Origin of the sequence: Neisseria sp. P0001.S007 (genome assembly GCF_051963655.1) — a bacterium.
GTDB classification, from domain to species: domain Bacteria; phylum Pseudomonadota; class Gammaproteobacteria; order Burkholderiales; family Neisseriaceae; genus Neisseria; species Neisseria subflava_A.
The window spans coordinates 268,067-283,106 of the sequence record NZ_JBQCUB010000002.1 but is presented as its reverse complement, the minus strand read 5'-3'; the positions used below and the strand labels follow the sequence as shown (position 1 = coordinate 283,106).

Annotated in this window: 10 protein-coding genes; 4 read left to right on the top strand and 6 right to left on the bottom strand. The window is 49.4% G+C overall.

From position 1 onward, the window contains the following. Positions 1-179: 179 nt before the first annotated feature. The 3 genes from ACTHRE_RS03685 to ACTHRE_RS03675 form a co-directional block, all read right to left on the bottom strand. On the bottom strand, positions 180-1,322 hold the full coding sequence (locus ACTHRE_RS03685) for an NADH-dependent flavin oxidoreductase (RefSeq protein WP_070645474.1): 1,143 nt from the start codon (positions 1,320-1,322) through the stop codon (positions 180-182). Between the two features lie 118 nt (positions 1,323-1,440). Then, positions 1,441-2,505: a 2,3-butanediol dehydrogenase gene (locus ACTHRE_RS03680; protein WP_003745670.1), complete on the bottom strand. Its 1,065-nt coding sequence runs from the start codon at positions 2,503-2,505 to the stop codon at positions 1,441-1,443. A 233-nt stretch (positions 2,506-2,738) separates the two neighbouring features. Next, on the bottom strand, positions 2,739-3,797 hold the full coding sequence (locus ACTHRE_RS03675; RefSeq protein WP_440344841.1) for a histone deacetylase family protein: 1,059 nt from the start codon (positions 3,795-3,797) through the stop codon (positions 2,739-2,741). A gap of 177 nt (positions 3,798-3,974) precedes the next feature. On the opposite strand from ACTHRE_RS03675, the gene yajC reads away from it, so the two are divergent. The 4 genes from yajC to ACTHRE_RS03655 all read left to right on the top strand — a co-directional run bounded on the left by yajC (position 3,975) and on the right by ACTHRE_RS03655 (position 8,315). Then, a complete protein-coding gene (yajC, locus tag ACTHRE_RS03670; protein WP_003678762.1) occupies positions 3,975-4,241 on the top strand; it encodes a preprotein translocase subunit YajC in 267 nt (88 codons plus the stop codon). Between the two features lie 75 nt (positions 4,242-4,316). Continuing rightward, positions 4,317-6,170 (top strand): protein translocase subunit SecD, encoded by a 1,854-nt coding sequence (gene secD / locus ACTHRE_RS03665; RefSeq protein WP_070461343.1) that lies wholly within the window; start codon positions 4,317-4,319, stop codon positions 6,168-6,170. A gap of 3 nt (positions 6,171-6,173) precedes the next feature. Further along, positions 6,174-7,109 carry a protein translocase subunit SecF gene (gene secF, locus ACTHRE_RS03660; RefSeq protein ID WP_003686183.1) on the top strand — a complete coding sequence of 312 codons (936 nt, stop codon included), beginning with the start codon at positions 6,174-6,176 and terminating at the stop codon, positions 7,107-7,109. Between the two features lie 324 nt (positions 7,110-7,433). Continuing rightward, positions 7,434-8,315: a carbohydrate kinase family protein gene (locus tag ACTHRE_RS03655; RefSeq protein WP_107868076.1), complete on the top strand. Its 882-nt coding sequence runs from the start codon at positions 7,434-7,436 to the stop codon at positions 8,313-8,315. Between the two features lie 79 nt (positions 8,316-8,394). Here the strand turns inward: ACTHRE_RS03655 and ACTHRE_RS03650 are convergent, their stop codons facing one another. The 3 genes from ACTHRE_RS03650 to infB all read right to left on the bottom strand — a co-directional run bounded on the left by ACTHRE_RS03650 (position 8,395) and on the right by infB (position 15,034). Then, the gene (locus ACTHRE_RS03650; RefSeq protein ID WP_107868077.1) at positions 8,395-8,952 is read right to left on the bottom strand and encodes a nitroreductase family protein; all 558 of its coding nucleotides are present in this window, start codon (positions 8,950-8,952) and stop codon (positions 8,395-8,397) included. 110 nt (positions 8,953-9,062) lie between these two features. Beyond that, on the bottom strand, positions 9,063-11,792 hold the full coding sequence (locus tag ACTHRE_RS03645) for a calcium-binding protein (protein WP_440344840.1): 2,730 nt from the start codon (positions 11,790-11,792) through the stop codon (positions 9,063-9,065). Positions 11,793-12,142: 350 nt separating this feature from the next. Then, entirely contained in the window at positions 12,143-15,034 is a 2,892-nt protein-coding gene (gene infB / locus ACTHRE_RS03640; RefSeq protein ID WP_377072127.1) for a translation initiation factor IF-2, read from the bottom strand. Positions 15,035-15,040 lie beyond the last annotated feature (6 nt).

Below are 15,040 nucleotides of genomic sequence, written 5' to 3'. Positions count from 1 at the left end.
CAGACGGCCTGAAGGATATGGGTGTTGGAAAACAGGCTAAAATAAGGGCGTGTGCAACACGCCCTGCAATAGATTGAAAGATGCGGAATTGTACAAAAAAATGCTTGATAATTCAATGTTTGTACCCAAACAAAGGCCGTCTGAAAAGTTTCAGACGGCCTTTGTTTATGAATCGATGATTAAATATCCATCGGTTTCCATTCTGCGCCTTTTACCGGCGGCAGCCATGATTGCGTACCGCTGGAGGCAAATCCCCACAAGGTGTCTGGGAGGCCGTAATGGTCGGCGCGCGTCGGATCGAGTTGCGTTTCGATTTCATCTTCGCGGCCTTCACGGATTTGCGTGGCGATGTGCGGATTAATCATTACGGTTTTGCCCAATGCGATAAATTCTGCCCAGCCGGTTTCATAGGCGGCCAAAATTTGGTCGGCGGTAAACAGGTTGCCCACGCCGATAAGCGGCAGTTTGCCGTTGATGCGTTCGTGGATAAACTGCATACGGGTTTGGGCGGCATCGCCGCCGCGACGGATTTTTTTATCAAATTCCCACAAGGAAACGTGCAGATATTGCAGCGGTTTTTGTACCAATGCGTCAATCAGTGCGCCGGTTTCGGTCATGGTTAAGCCGTCGTCGCCCGGCTCTTCGGGGGAGAAGCGGTAGCCGATGATGAAGTCGTTGCGCTGGTGTTTTTCACGGACGGCAACCACGGCATCGATCACGGCCAGAGGGAAGCGCATTCTGTTTTCCAAGCTGCCGCCCCATTGGTCGTTGCGGCGGTTGCTTTGGGCAGAGTAAAACTGTTGGATCAGATAGCCGTTCGCACCGTGGATTTCCACGCCGTCAAAACCGGCACGAAGTGCCAAATCGGCGGCTTGCGCATAAGAGGCGATGAGTGCTTCAACTTCTTCTGCGGTCGCTTCGCGTGCGTGTTCAGCTTCGCTGGCGGAAGCGCTGATTTTGTCGAGACCGTCCAAAAGGTCATCAATGGCTTTGGCACCGCCGTGATGGATTTGCAAAATCGCTTTTGCGCCTTGTTGTTGCAGGATTTGTGCAGTTTCTTTCAGGCTGTCGAGGCAGTGTTCGCCTGTGGCTTCAGGTTGGCCGTGAAAGGCTTTGCCGTCTTTTTGAACCAAAGTGGCGGCAGTGATAAACAAGCCCATATCGCCTGCGCGGTTGCTGAGGAAGGTACGCTCTTGGTCGCTGATCAAACCGTCGGCTTGTGAGCCGAAATGGGTCATGGGGGCGACGACAAGGCGGTTTTTGATAGTTACGCCGTTATTGAGGGTGTATGTTTGGAAGAGTGGGGCGTATTTTGGGTTCATGAGATTTTGCTCTTGATAAGTGAATGGTTGGCAGAGGATTGGGCCATTCGGGAATTTATCAAGTACACAGGCCGTCTGAAAAGTTTCAGACGGCCTGTTTATTCTTTAAACCTTAGGATTAAAGATTAGGATTGACAATGATTTTTACCGCGGATTCGTTGTTGTGGATCAAGCGCTCGAAGCCTTCGGAAATCAATTCGTCCAGTTTGATGCGTTGGGTGATGAAAGGCTCAAGGTTGATTTTGCCTTCTTCAACCAATTTGATGGTTTCGGCGTGGTCGTTGCAGTAGGCGATGGTGCCGCGCACGTCCAGCTCTTTCATCACAACGCTGTGGACGTTGATGGTAGCGGGGTGGCTCCAAATGGATACGATGACGACTTTCGCAGTCGGACGGCATGCTTCGACCATGGTGTCCAGCACTTTGTTGACGCTGGTGCATTCGAATGCAACGTCTACGCCTTCGCCGTTGGTCAGTTTTTTCACTTCTTCAACGACATCGACTTCAGATGGGTCGAGGATGTAGTCGGCAACGCCGGCTTCGCGTGCTTTGTCTTTACGTGCTTTGCTCAATTCGGTGATGATGACTTTGATACCTTTGGCTTTCAATACGGCAGCCAACAGCAAACCGATTGGGCCTGCGCCGCCAACCAATGCCACATCGCCTTCTTTCGCGCCACTGCGTACATAAGCATGGTGGCCGACAGACAGAGGCTCAATCAAAGCAGCTTGGTCCAATGGGATTTTGTCGGAAATAGGGTGTACCCAACGGCGTTTAACGGCAATTTTTTCAGACAAGCCGCCACCGCAGCCGCCCAAGCCGATGAAGTTCATGTCTTTGGAGAGGTGGTAGTTGCTGCCTTCGCCGGTCGGTACGTCGTCGCGGATGATGTAGGGTTCGACAACAACGTGTTGGCCGACTTTGATGTCGTCCACGCCTTCGCCTACGGCATAAACCACGCCGGAGAACTCGTGACCCATGGTAACTGGCGCAGACTCGCCAGAGATTGGGTGTGGGTGGCCGCAAGGCGGAATGAAAATCGGGCCTTCCATGAATTCATGCAGGTCTGTACCGCAGATACCGCACCAAGCAACATTGATGCCGACAGTACCCGGAGCTACGGTTGGCTCGGGAATGTCTTCGATGCGGATGTCGCCTTTGTTATAAAAACGTGCTGCTTTCATTGTAACGCTCCTTTTTTTAAGTGGAGGCCGTCTGAAAAAGACGGTCAATTAGGGAAAGGGAAGCAGTGTGGCGTGTGAAATGTTTTTATTGATATGTTTTATGTTTGTTATTTTACTACTGATAATATGGAAATGGTTTGTCTTTGCTCAAATTAAAGTTTGTAAATGAAAAAAAAGGCCGTCTGAAATGGATAATCTGTTTTCAAACGGCCTGGGGCAATAGTTTGAATGCGTTATAGTGTAGGATTATTACTTTTGCCGCGCTTTAGATGCTTTTGGTAGGCGATGACGTAGTCGGCCTTGCTTAAGCCCGCCAATACGCGGATGTGGGCGGCGGCGGATTTAGACATGGATTCCAAGGTATATCCGCCCTCCAGTACGGAAACGACACGTCCTTGACAGCTTGCCGTTGCTTGGACGATTTTGTGCGTCAACCAGGCAAAATCGGCTTCATGCAGGTTCAGACGGCCTGTTTCGTCTTGTTTGTGCCCGTCAAAACCGGCTGAAAGCAACACCAACTCGGGGCGGAAGGCCGTGAGCTTGGGCAGCCATTGTTCGCGGATGGTCGTGCGGAAGATACGGCTGCCTGTGCCCGGTTTGAGGGGCGTATGCAGCATATTCTTATTGCCGGCGTATTGTTCCGCCTGAGGGAAGGGGAAGATGTCGGTTTCAAACAGGTTGAAAAACATCACGCGCGGATCGTCTTGGAGAATCTCCGCCGTTCCATCGCCGAAGTGGACGTCGAAATCGATGACGGCGATGCGTTGCAAGCGGTATTGGGCAATGGCGTGCATCACGCCGGCGGCAACGTTGTTGATCAGGCAAAATCCGCCGGCGCTGTTGCTGTGGGCATGGTGGCCGGGTGGGCGGATGGCGCAAAAAGCATGCCAGGCCTTTTTGTTCATCACCATATCGACTGCCTTGACAACGGCTCCGGCCGCAAAACGGGCGGCTTGGAGGGAGTCGTGGCAGATGACGGTATCGTCGTCGATACGGTGGATTTTACCGGGGAGCGGCTGGGCGGCTTCCAACTCGTGCAGATAGTTGCGCGAGTGGACCAATGCCAGCTGCGCATCTTTGATTTCCGGTGCTTCGGTGGTTTGCAGGCGACGCCAAATGCCTTCTTGTTTTAAGGCGGTTTGAATGGCGCTGATGCGTTCGGGCCTGTCGGGATGGTTGGGTCCCGGCTGGTGCTGCAGAAATATCGGATGGGAAATCCATACGGTGCGGGCATTTTTGCCGAGTAGTCGACGCAGCAGGGTACGCACGCGCCAAATGATTTTTTTAAGCATGGAAAGTGTGTATCGAACGAGTCGCACGGACTGCTAAATATGGTTAATAAATACGGAAATGCTTGGAAATTTTTCAGACGGCCTTTAGAATAGCTCAATTTTACAGTCCGACCAACTGCGTTTTGGACTGTATGCAGTTTTTTACTTTATCTTAAAACTCAAAAGAACGGATATATTATGAATCAAGCTGTGGCTCAATTTGCCCCTTTACTGTTGATTATGGTGGTGTTTTACTTCCTGATTATGCGTCCTCAACAAAAGAAATTCAAAGCACATCAAGCTATGCTGGCTGCTTTGAAAGTAGGCGATAAAGTCGTTTTGGCTGCAGGTTTCAAAGGCCGCGTGACCAAAGTCGGCGAGCAATTCTACACTGTCGACATCGGCCAAGGTGCGAGAATCGAAGTAGAAGTGGAACGCAACGCGATTGCCGCGAAAGCCGAATAATCCGTTTTTTTGCGAAAAGCCGCCTCATTTTCCGAGTGCGGCTGTTTGCCTTTATAAATAAAGCAAAGGTTTACCATGAACCGTTATCCTTTATGGAAATACCTGCTGATTGCGTTCACGATTGTGGTTGCGGCTGTTTATTCGCTGCCCAACCTTTTCGGTGAAACGCCTGCGGTACAGGTATCGACCAACCGACAAGCCATCGTTATCAATGAGCAAACCCAGTCTAAAGTGTCTTCTGCGTTGCAAAGCGCAGGTATTCAGACTGACGGTATGTTCATTGTCGATAACTCGCTGAAAGTGCGTTTTAAAGATACTGAAACGCAACTGAAAGCGCGTGATGTCATTGAAAACACTTTGGGCGAAGGCTATATTACCGCGCTCAACCTTTTGGCGGACAGTCCTGAGTGGATGGCGAAAATTAAAGCCAATCCGATGTTCTTGGGTTTGGACTTGCGTGGCGGCGTGCATTTCACCATGCAGGTGGACATGAAAGCCGCGATGCAGAAAACGTTTGAACGTTACGCCGGCGACATCCGCCGCGAATTGCGCCGCGAAAAAATCCGTACCGGTACGGTGCATCAGGCTGAAAATGGTCTGACTGTGCCTCTGCAAGATGCCGCCGATGTACAAAAGGCCTTGCCTCAGTTGCAAAAGATGTTTCCTGAAGCCACTTTGCTTGCGGACGGCAACAATATCGTGCTGACTCTGTCTGAAGAGGCGATCAATAAAGTACGCTCTGATGCAGTGAAACAAAACATCAACACTTTGCACAACCGTGTGAACGAATTGGGTGTGGCAGAACCGGTTATCCAACAATCCGGTCTTGACCGCATTGTTGTACAGCTGCCGGGCGTGCAAGATACTGCCAAAGCCAAAGACATTATCGGTCGTACCGCGACTTTGGAAGTACGCATGGTGGAAGACGATCCGATTAAACTTCAAGAAGCCTTAAACGGTAATGTACCGACTGGTTATGAGTTACTGTCAAGCGGTGGCGATCATCCGGAAACTATTTTGGTCAACAAACAAGTTGAACTGACCGGCGACAACATCAACGACGCGCAACCTAGCTTTGACCAAATGGGCGCGCCTGCTGTGAGCCTGAGCTTGGACAGCGCAGGTGGCAGCATTTTTGGCGAATTGACTTCGGCCAATGTGGGTAAACGTATGGCTATGGTGTTGATTGACCAAGGTAAATCCGAAGTCGTGACCGCGCCTGTCATCCGCTCCGCCATTACCGGTGGTCGTGTAGAAATTTCCGGCAGCATGACAACTGCCGAAGCCAACGATACTTCATTGTTGCTGCGTGCCGGCTCGCTGGCTGCGCCTATGCAAATTGTTGAAGAACGTACCATCGGTCCGTCTTTGGGTAAAGAAAACATTGAAAAAGGTTTCAATTCCACTTTGTGGGGCTTTGCCGCTGTTGCTGCGTTTATGGTGGTTTACTACCGCCTGATGGGTTTCTTCTCTACCATCGCTTTGAGTACCAATATCTTGTTCTTGGTAGGTATTTTGTCTGCCATGCAGGCAACGCTGACCCTGCCGGGTATTGCCGCGTTGGCATTGACATTGGGTATGGCGATTGACTCTAACGTATTGATTAACGAGCGTATCCGTGAAGAATTACGCGGAGGCATACCACCTCAACAGGCCATCAACCTCGGTTTCCAACATGCTTGGGCAACCATTGTCGACTCTAACTTGACCTCTCTGATTGCTGGTATTGCTTTGTTGGTATTCGGTTCCGGTCCTGTACGCGGTTTCGCCGTTGTACACTGTATCGGTATTCTGACCTCGATGTACTCGTCTGTGGTCGTGTTCCGTGCTTTGGTCAACCTGTGGTACGGTCGCCGTCGCAAATTGCGGAATATTTCCATTGGTGCGGTATGGAAGCCGAAAGCTGAAATGGCAGAAGGCAAGGAGTAAAACATGGAATTATTTAAAATCAAACGCGATATTCCGTTTATGAGCTACGGCAAACTGACGACCTTTATTTCGTTGGTTACGTTTATCGCCGCCGTGTTCTTTTTGGTAACCAAAGGCCTGAATTTCTCCGTCGAATTTACCGGCGGTACGGTAATGGAAGTCCAATATCAGCAGGGCGTGGATGTGAATAAAACGCGCGAACGCCTCGATACGCTGAAAATGGGTGATGTACAGGTTCAGGCATTGGGTACGAACAAGCACATCATGATTCGCCTGCCGAACAAAGAAGGCGTAACGTCTGCCCAGCTGTCCAACCAAGTAATGGATTTGCTGAAAAAAGACAATCCTGACGTTACCTTGCGCCAAGTTGAATTCATCGGCCCTCAGGTTGGTGAAGAATTGGTTACCAATGGGTTGATGGCATTAGGCTTCGTAGTGGCAGGTATCATTATTTACTTGTCCATGCGTTTTGAGTGGCGTTTTGCAGTGTCCGCGATTATTGCGAATATGCACGATATCGTGATTATTCTCGGCTGTTTTGCCTTCTTCCAATGGGAATTCTCTCTGACTGTCTTGGCAGGTATTTTGGCAGTTTTGGGTTATTCCGTGAACGAATCTGTGGTTGTGTTTGACCGTATTCGTGAAAACTTCCGTAAGCCGCATATGCGCGGCCACACTGTGCCAGAAGTTATCGACAACGCGATTACTGCAACCATGAGCCGTACCATCATTACCCACGGTTCGACCGAGGCAATGGTTGTTTCTATGCTGGTGTTCGGCGGTGCAGCCTTGCACGGTTTCTCTATGGCGCTGACCATCGGTATTGTGTTCGGTATTTACTCTTCCGTATTGGTTGCCAGTCCGCTCTTGCTGATGTTTGGCTTGAGTCGTGAGAACATTGCCAAAGAAGTGAAGAAAAAAGAAGAAGTGGTAGTTTAATCGCTGTAATACTTCAATAAAGGCCGTCTGAAAATTGATTGAATCAGTTTTCAGACGGCCTTTTGTATTTAAATTTCAGAATGTTTTGTTTTAATGAAATAGGAGGGGACAAATGTGAAAGAAAAAGAAAAAATAGGAACAATATAATTTTGTGATGAATCAAGTTTATTGTCTGATATCCCCTTAATTGCTTGTCAGTCCCAATATTTTAAAACATAATACTTTTGCCCCCGATGCTGGAGTTTTACTACAAGTACATGATTTGCAAAAAATCTGTCGGGAGTGCAGACCCTGCCAATCAACCTCAAATAAGGAAGGTTAAGAATGAAAGTAACCAGTTTCGGCGAAGTGCTGTGGGACGATTTTCCAAACGGAAAAGTATTGGGTGGCGCCCCCTTGAATGTTGCTGTCCGTTTGCAGTCTTTGGGTATCGATGCTGCCATCATCAGCCGTCGCGGCGATGATGCCGATGGTGAGGAATTACTACGTCAAATTCAAAGTAAAAACGTCAATACTGATTATTTGCAGGTTTGTCACGAATGTGCGACCAGTTTGGTGAAAGTACACTTGGACAAGTCTGGCAGCGCGTCTTATGAGATTGTTTACCCTTGCGCGTGGGACAGGATTGCGGTTGATGATGCGGCAATTAAACGTGTGGCAGAATCCGATGCTTTCGTTTTTGGCAGCTTGGCAACCCGCGATGAAGTTTCGCGTAAAAGTTTGGCTGTTTTGCTGAAAGAAGCCAAATTCAAAATTTTTGACGTTAATCTGCGTAAGCCTCATTACGATATTGACCGCTTGTTGGAGACTATGAAACAGTCCGATATGGTCAAACTCAACGATGATGAGTTGTATGAATTGGCTGCGGCTTACGGCTCTCCTTATCACAGTATCGAGCAAAATATCAGCTACCTCGTTGAGCTGACCGGCGTCAAAATTCTTTGTGTGACTTTGGGTAGCCATGGCGCAGTTTTGTATAAGGACGGCGAGTTATACCGCCATTGCGGTTTCCGCGTCAAAGTGGTGGATACTGTTGGCTCCGGCGACAGCTTCCTTGGCGGTTTGACTTACAAGCTGCTCAATAATGCGCCTCCTCAAGAAGCCATTGCTTTTGCTTGTGCGCTGGGTGCATTGGTGGCTTCACGTCATGGCGCGACGGCGGATATTTCTTTGGAAGAAGTTGAAGCGTTTATGAATCCTGCTTGATATTTTGACAAGAGACATAAAAAGGCCGTCTGAAAACCATTAAATCAGGTTTTTCAGACGGCCTTAGTATTTTCAGGCTTTACCAATAAGTTGTAAAACATTCTAAGTTGGTATTTTTCGGGCCGCTTCCTTCTTCGGTCGGCGAACCAATCATCATCAGGCCAATGATTTTGTCTTTGTCGGCACACTCAAATGCTTCGCGCAACAATGGGCTGTTGACCCACATGCCCGTAATCCAAACATTGTCGAAGCCTTGAGCAGAAGCAGCCAGTTGTAAAGCATAGGCGGCGCAGCCGGCAGTCAACATTTGTTCCCATTCAGGTTTGGGTTTTGCTACTTCACGGTTTGGTACGAATGTAACGGCGATAATCATAGGCGCCATGTTGCCGACGCGTTCGGCCTTTTTCATGGCATCGTCGCCGAAGTTGAGTTCGGTAACGGTCTTGCTCAACAGCTCGCGGAAACGTTGCAAGCCGGCCTCGCTTTGAATCACAGTAAAGCGGAAAGGGCGCATATTGCCGTGATCAGGAACTTGTGTTGCCGCTTGCAGCATTTGTTCCAGTTGCTCGGCATTGGGCGCCGGAGCAGTCAGTTTTTTGGAAGAGCGACGTGTGGTTAGGAGATTTAAGGCATCCATTTTTATTCTTTCTTGTGAATTCGAATGAGAATAATTATATAGCAGAACGATAAATAAATCAGCAAAGGACTAAGGCCGTCTGAATTAAGGTTTCAGACGGCCTTTGAGTTTTACAGGATACCGTTGTTTTGTGTATTTTCAGTCATCAGTGCTTTGCTGATTTCGTCGGCGGTGTAGCTCTTACCGTTTCCGAATACAAAGCTGTCGACATTATTGTTGGCAATGTCATGGATGGTCAGGGTGTCGCCTGTATCTTTGATGGTTAAGACCCAATCATCGCCGGTTTTCAACTGTAAATCTTTCAGCGTAATCCCTTCTTTGAAAAGGACTTGGGTATCGCTGCCACCATACGGATTGAAGGTGTCGTTGCCGCTGTTTCTGCCAAACATGATAACGGTGTTGTCGGCACCCAGGTCGGTAATGGTATCGTTGCCGTCGGCTGTATCGACGATGTTGATGCCTCTGCCCAAAGTAATGGTTTCATCGCTGCGGTTGCCCCTGTATTCGACAACAGAAGCGTAACGCGACAAATCTAAATCGCTGTTGTCGCTATCGGCATGGATGGTGTGGTTGAAGTTGTTGTACACATCACGGTTGAGTTCATCAACGGGTTGGCCGGTGTATTGGACGATGTTTGTGTTGCCGATCATGTGCGGGATAGACAGTTTGAAGTGGTTGATCAGCTCGCCCGTGCTGTATGAGGTATTGCCGTCAAACTGAAACTCGGAAATTGCACCATAAATACCGCTTTGGTTTTTGATGGTTAAAACATCGTCTGTGCCTTTAATGCGGATATGCCATGTGTCGCCATCCAACAGGGGATTGGATACAAATTGAGTGCTGTCGGGTATGTCGGCAATCCCGGTTTTGTCGTAACCTTTTTCAACGGTAATTTCGAGGTCGTCAAGGGTAATGCCGCCGGTAAATTTAACGACATTAGCGTTGAGTCTGTGTAGGCTTGCTTCGCTATCAAAACCGAAGTTGTAGTCGAAAATGGTGTCGTGACCGTAACCTTTTCCGAAAACATAGGTATCGTTGTGTTCGCCGCCTTCCAGATAATCATTGCCTGCGCCGCCGTCGAGTAAGTCTGCGCCTACATGGGCATAGAGTTTGTCGTTACCGTTGCCGCCGTAGAGTTTATCGTCGGAAGCAGGTTCGTTGCCGTAATAGGTTGCACTGTGTTCGCGCAAGATGTCATCGCCGTCGTGGCCATAGAGGGTGTCATTGCCGCCGTCGATTTCATTGTTGCCTGCATTGCCATGCAAGGTATCGTCGACGTTTGTGCCGACAAATTTAATGGTTTCGGCTTTCACTGGTTGGAAGGCTTGTTGGAACTGTGCGGCAGTGTAGGTTTGGTCGTTAAACTGGAAGCGGTCGATGGAAATGCTGCCATCCGCACCGATTTGGTTTTGAATCAGGGCAGAACCTTGTTCGGAAGTAATTTCCCAGCTTTGGCTGCCATCATCGTTATGAATGGTCTTCAGGTGGAGCTTGGCATTGCTCAGGCCGTCTGAAAACTTGAGGGTATTGATTCCTTGGTTGTCGATAATGGTATCGTTGTTGCCGTAGATATAGGTATCGTTTCCGGCTCCGCCTTTCAGAACGTCTTTACCGTTGCCGCCCACCAAAATGTCGTCGCCTGTATCACCGTTGATGACATCGTTGCCGTTGCCGCCATCCAGATAATCATTGCCCTCGCCGCCATTGAGGTTGTCGTTGCCACCCATGCCGTAAACAGTATCATCACCGCGTCCGCTGTTGAGGCGGTTGCGGCCTTCGTTACCGGTCAGGATGTTATTGCTGTTGTTGCCGGCGGCAAAAATATTGGCCGAGCCGGTCAAGGTAACATTTTCGACGTGGGTAGCGGCAGTATGGGAAATGCTGCTGAATACGGTGTCTTCGCCGCCGCCAGCCTGTTCAATCACCACGTCTTTTACATCATCAACGTAGTAAGTGTCATTGCCGTCACCACCTTCCATAATGTCGGCATCGGCTTTGCCGTCGATAATATCATCGCCGGATGTGCCGATCAGGTAGTCATTGCCGTCGTTGCCATCGATGGTCTGACCGCTTTCGGTATGCTCAGTCAGGGAAATATCGAAATATTTGGCAAAGTTGTTTACATCCAGTTTTTGTGTGCCAATGATGAAGTGGGAGACTGCCGGTGTTGTACCGTTTTGAGTGTATTGGTTTTTGATGGTTAAAACGGCATTGCTGTTTTTTACGGCAATCACCCAGTCTTTACCACCGGTTTCGTTGTTTTGGACTTCAACGGTTAAATCGTTAAGGCTCAGATCAGTATGAAAGCGGATGCTGTTGTGGCCTTGATTGTCGATGATGGTGTCTTGCTCGCTTTTGGCAGAGAAAAGGTAGGTATCATCGCCTTCGCCACCTTCAAGCACATCGTTGCCTGCTTCGCCGTTGAGGATGTCATTGCCTGTTTCGCCGAAAAGAAGGTCGTTGCCTTCGCCACCATTGATGACATCGTTGCCACCGCCGCCGTAAACGATGTCGTCACCGCGCCCGCTGTTGAGGCGGTTGCGGCCTTCATTGCCGATGAGGATGTTGTTGCTGTTGTTGCCAGCACCGAAAATGTTGGCTGTACCAGTCAAAACAAGGTTTTTAACGTGGTTTGGAAGGGTATAGCTGACGTTGCTGCAAACCGTATCATCGCCGCCATTTGGGTTTTCAATGATTGTATCGTCACTGAGGGTTACATAATAAACGTCATCTTCCGACGTTCCTATCGTTACTTGTTCAAGGACGGAAGGTTGTAATTGCTCTAAATGTCGTAATTCAAATTGCGCATTGGGGGGGCGCATTGCTTTTTCGATTGTCATGATATTTTCTTTAGATATTGATGAGAGTAACAAGGAAGTAAACGTATCTGGCATATGGCCGGTATTGCTTAATTTGTATTGTGTTTAGGCTGTATATACTAGTGCTGAAATTTGATAAAAACAACAGAAACGTTAAGATATGACAATATATAGAGAGCGTTATCAGGCTTAGTTTGTCGTCTATTCCTTTGCTAAATGGCTTTGCCTTGTATGTCTGTTTTGTTTCTTATATACCACACATCAATTTTCATAGTTTCAAACTATGAATGGTTGTAAAAAGGCCGTCTGAAAAAAAGAAGCAGGTTTCGCATTGCAAAACCTGCTTCTGATTTTTCAGACGGCCTGTCTGATTACAGAGTACGGGCAACTTCGACGATGTCGAAACATTCGAGTTGGTCGCCTTCCATAATTTCGTTGTAGCCTTTGAGCATCAGACCACACTCGAAGCCCATGCGGACTTCTTTGACGTCGTCTTTGTAGCGTTTCAAAGAAGACAGCTCGCCGGTATGGATAACCACGTTGTTGCGGATGAGGCGGACATGGGAATCGCGTTTGACCACACCGTCGGTAACCATACAGCCTGCAATATTGCCGACTTTGGAAACGGAGATAACCTGACGGATTTCGACCGTGCCGGTTACTTGCTCTTTCTCTTCCGGAGAGAGCATACCGCTCATGGCGGCTTTCACATCGTCGATGGCATCGTAAATGATGTTGTAGTAACGGATTTCCACGTTTTCATTCTCAGCCAGTTTGCGTGCGGAAGCATCTGCACGGACGTTAAAGCCGATGATGAATGCGCCGGAAGCAATGGCCAAGTTGACATCAGATTCGGTAATGCCGCCAACGCCGCTGTGCAACACGTTCACTTTCACTTCGTCGGTGGACAGTTTTTTCAGGCTGCCCGCCAAAGCTTCGTAAGAACCTTGTACGTCTGCCTTGATGATGACAGACAAGGATTGGGCTTGGTTTTCGCCCATGTTGTTGAACATGTTTTCCAGTTTCGCGGCCTGTTGTTTGGCCAAGCGTACATCACGGTATTTGCCTTGACGGAAGAGGGCGATTTCGCGCGCTTTTTTCTCGTCGGCCAATACCATTGCATCTTCGCCTGCGTTCGGTACGTCGGACAAGCCGAGGATTTCGACAGGGATAGACGGGCCGGCTTCATTAATGGCTTTGCCGTTTTCGTCAACCATCGCACGGATTTTACCGAATGCAGTACCAGCCAGCAGCATATCGCCTTTTTTCAGCGTACCGCTTTGTACCAAGAGGGTGGCAACCGCGCCACGACCTTTGTCCAAACGTGCCTCAACGATGATACCTTTGGCAGGTGCATCGACTTGGGCAGTCAGTTCCAAAACTTCAGCTTCGAGCAAGACGGCTTCGAGCAATGCATCGATGTTCAGACCTTTTTTAGCAGAAACGTCGATGAACTGTACATCGCCGCCCCATTCGTCAGGCACGACTTCGTGTGCGGTCAGCTCTTGGCGGATACGCTCAGGGTTGGCGGCTTCTTTATCGATTTTGTTGACGGCAACCACCATCGGTACGCCCGCGGCTTTGGCGTGAGCAATCGCCTCGATGGTTTGCGGCATCACGCCGTCGTCGGCTGCAACCACAAGAATCACGATATCGGTTGCTTTCGCACCGCGCGCACGCATGGCGGTAAACGCTTCGTGACCCGGAGTATCCAAGAAAGTAATCACGCCGCGAGGGGTTTCAACGTGGTATGCACCGATGTGTTGGGTAATGCCACCCGCTTCGCCTTGTACCACTTTGGCGCGGCGGATGTAGTCCAGCAGGGAAGTTTTACCGTGGTCAACGTGACCCATCACGGTAACAACCGGAGGACGCGGCAATGCTTCGGCTTCAACAGCTTCAACGCCTTCATCCAGGAATGCTTCAGGGTCGTCGGCTGCAGCAGGTTTGCCGATGTGGCCGAGTTCTTCCACCACAATCAGGGCAGTGTCTTGGTCGATGGATTGGTTGATGGTTACCATCATGCCCATTTTCATCAGGGCTTTAACCACTTCAACGCCTTTAACGGCCATTTTGTGTGCCAAGTCGGCAACGGTAATGGTTTCAGGCACCAAAACTTCGTGTACGACAGGTTCGGTCGGCGCTTGGAAGGCGTGTTGGTTTGGCTCAAGTTTGAGTTTTTTGCCTTTTTTGCCGCCGCGTACGCGTTCGTCGTCGCCGTTGCGTGCATTGCGGTCACGTCCGCCTTTGCCGCCTTTGCCTTTAGCATTGCGGCCTTGAGTATCTTCATCACGCTCACGACGGTCTTCTTTTTTACCGCGCGCGTTGTGTTCGGATTTGCCTTCGCCGGATGCTGCTTTGGCTTTCTCGGCAGGTTTGTTGCGCTCGCCTGATTTGGCTTCTTTAGTAGGTTTTGAGTCTTTCTCGGCCTGTTGTTTTATGGCTTCACGGCGTGCTTGACGCTCTTGTTTTTCTTTCAACAAGGCTTCTTGATGCGCACGCAGGGCGGCGGCACGACGGGCTTCTTCATCGCGTTGAGCCTGTTCTTCCACGCTGACGACAGGTTGCGGTACGGCAGGAGCGGCAGGTTTGGCTGCCTTTTTCGCTTCTTTGCCTTTGCCGCCTTTGTCTTGTTTGGCTTTGGCAGGTTTTTTGGCTTCTGCTGGTTTCTCAGCTTCAACGGATTTTTCAGACGGCTTGTTGTCTGCTTTAGCTTCAACTTTTGCTTCGGTCTTAGCTTCTACGGCTTCAACCGGTTTGGCTTCTTCTTTTTTGGCTTCGGCAGGTTTGCCTTCCGCTTTTGTTGCGGCTTTGGCTGCTTTCAGTCTGGCTGCTTCGGCCTCTGCTTTGGCACGAGCTTCGGCTTTTGCAGCAGCTTCTGCTTCAGCTTTGGCTTTTTCTTCAGCAGCTTGAGCGGCTGCTTTTTCTGCTTCGGCTTTTTGGTTTTCTGCTGCTACTTTGGCTTTGGCTTCCGCTGCCAATTCTTCGGAAGAAGGAATGGTAACGGCACGGCTGCGGCGGCGTGTTTCCACTTTTACGCCGTCAACGGTGCTGACTTCGGTTTTTTTGCGGCGGATGCTGATGGTGCCGCTGTTGCTGCCGTTTTTCTTTTGCAGGTAAGCAGTCAACAGTTGTTTGTCGTCAGTGGTTATGCTGTCATTGCCGCTGTTTTTGTTGACCCCGGCTTCTTTCAATTGTTTAAGCAAATCATCGACGGGGCGGTTTAGTTCGGCGGCAAATTGCGCTACGGTTGTATTACTCATTCAGTA

Excerpts from the sequence above, each read along its gene's own strand:
- secF (WP_003686183.1), top strand. The coding sequence starts at position 6,174 with ATGGAATTATTTAAAATCAAACGCGATATTCCGTTTATGAGCTACGGC.
- yajC (WP_003678762.1), top strand. The coding sequence starts at position 3,975 with ATGAATCAAGCTGTGGCTCAATTTGCCCCTTTACTGTTGATTATGGTG.
- ACTHRE_RS03650 (WP_107868077.1), bottom strand. The coding sequence starts at position 8,952 with ATGGATGCCTTAAATCTCCTAACCACACGTCGCTCTTCCAAAAAACTG.
- infB (WP_377072127.1), bottom strand. The coding sequence starts at position 15,034 with ATGAGTAATACAACCGTAGCGCAATTTGCCGCCGAACTAAACCGCCCC.
- ACTHRE_RS03680 (WP_003745670.1), bottom strand. The coding sequence starts at position 2,505 with ATGAAAGCAGCACGTTTTTATAACAAAGGCGACATCCGCATCGAAGAC.
- ACTHRE_RS03685 (WP_070645474.1), bottom strand. The coding sequence starts at position 1,322 with ATGAACCCAAAATACGCCCCACTCTTCCAAACATACACCCTCAATAAC.
- ACTHRE_RS03655 (WP_107868076.1), top strand. The coding sequence starts at position 7,434 with ATGAAAGTAACCAGTTTCGGCGAAGTGCTGTGGGACGATTTTCCAAAC.
- ACTHRE_RS03675 (WP_440344841.1), bottom strand. The coding sequence starts at position 3,797 with ATGCTTAAAAAAATCATTTGGCGCGTGCGTACCCTGCTGCGTCGACTA.
- secD (WP_070461343.1), top strand. The coding sequence starts at position 4,317 with ATGAACCGTTATCCTTTATGGAAATACCTGCTGATTGCGTTCACGATT.
- ACTHRE_RS03645 (WP_440344840.1), bottom strand. The coding sequence starts at position 11,792 with ATGACAATCGAAAAAGCAATGCGCCCCCCCAATGCGCAATTTGAATTA.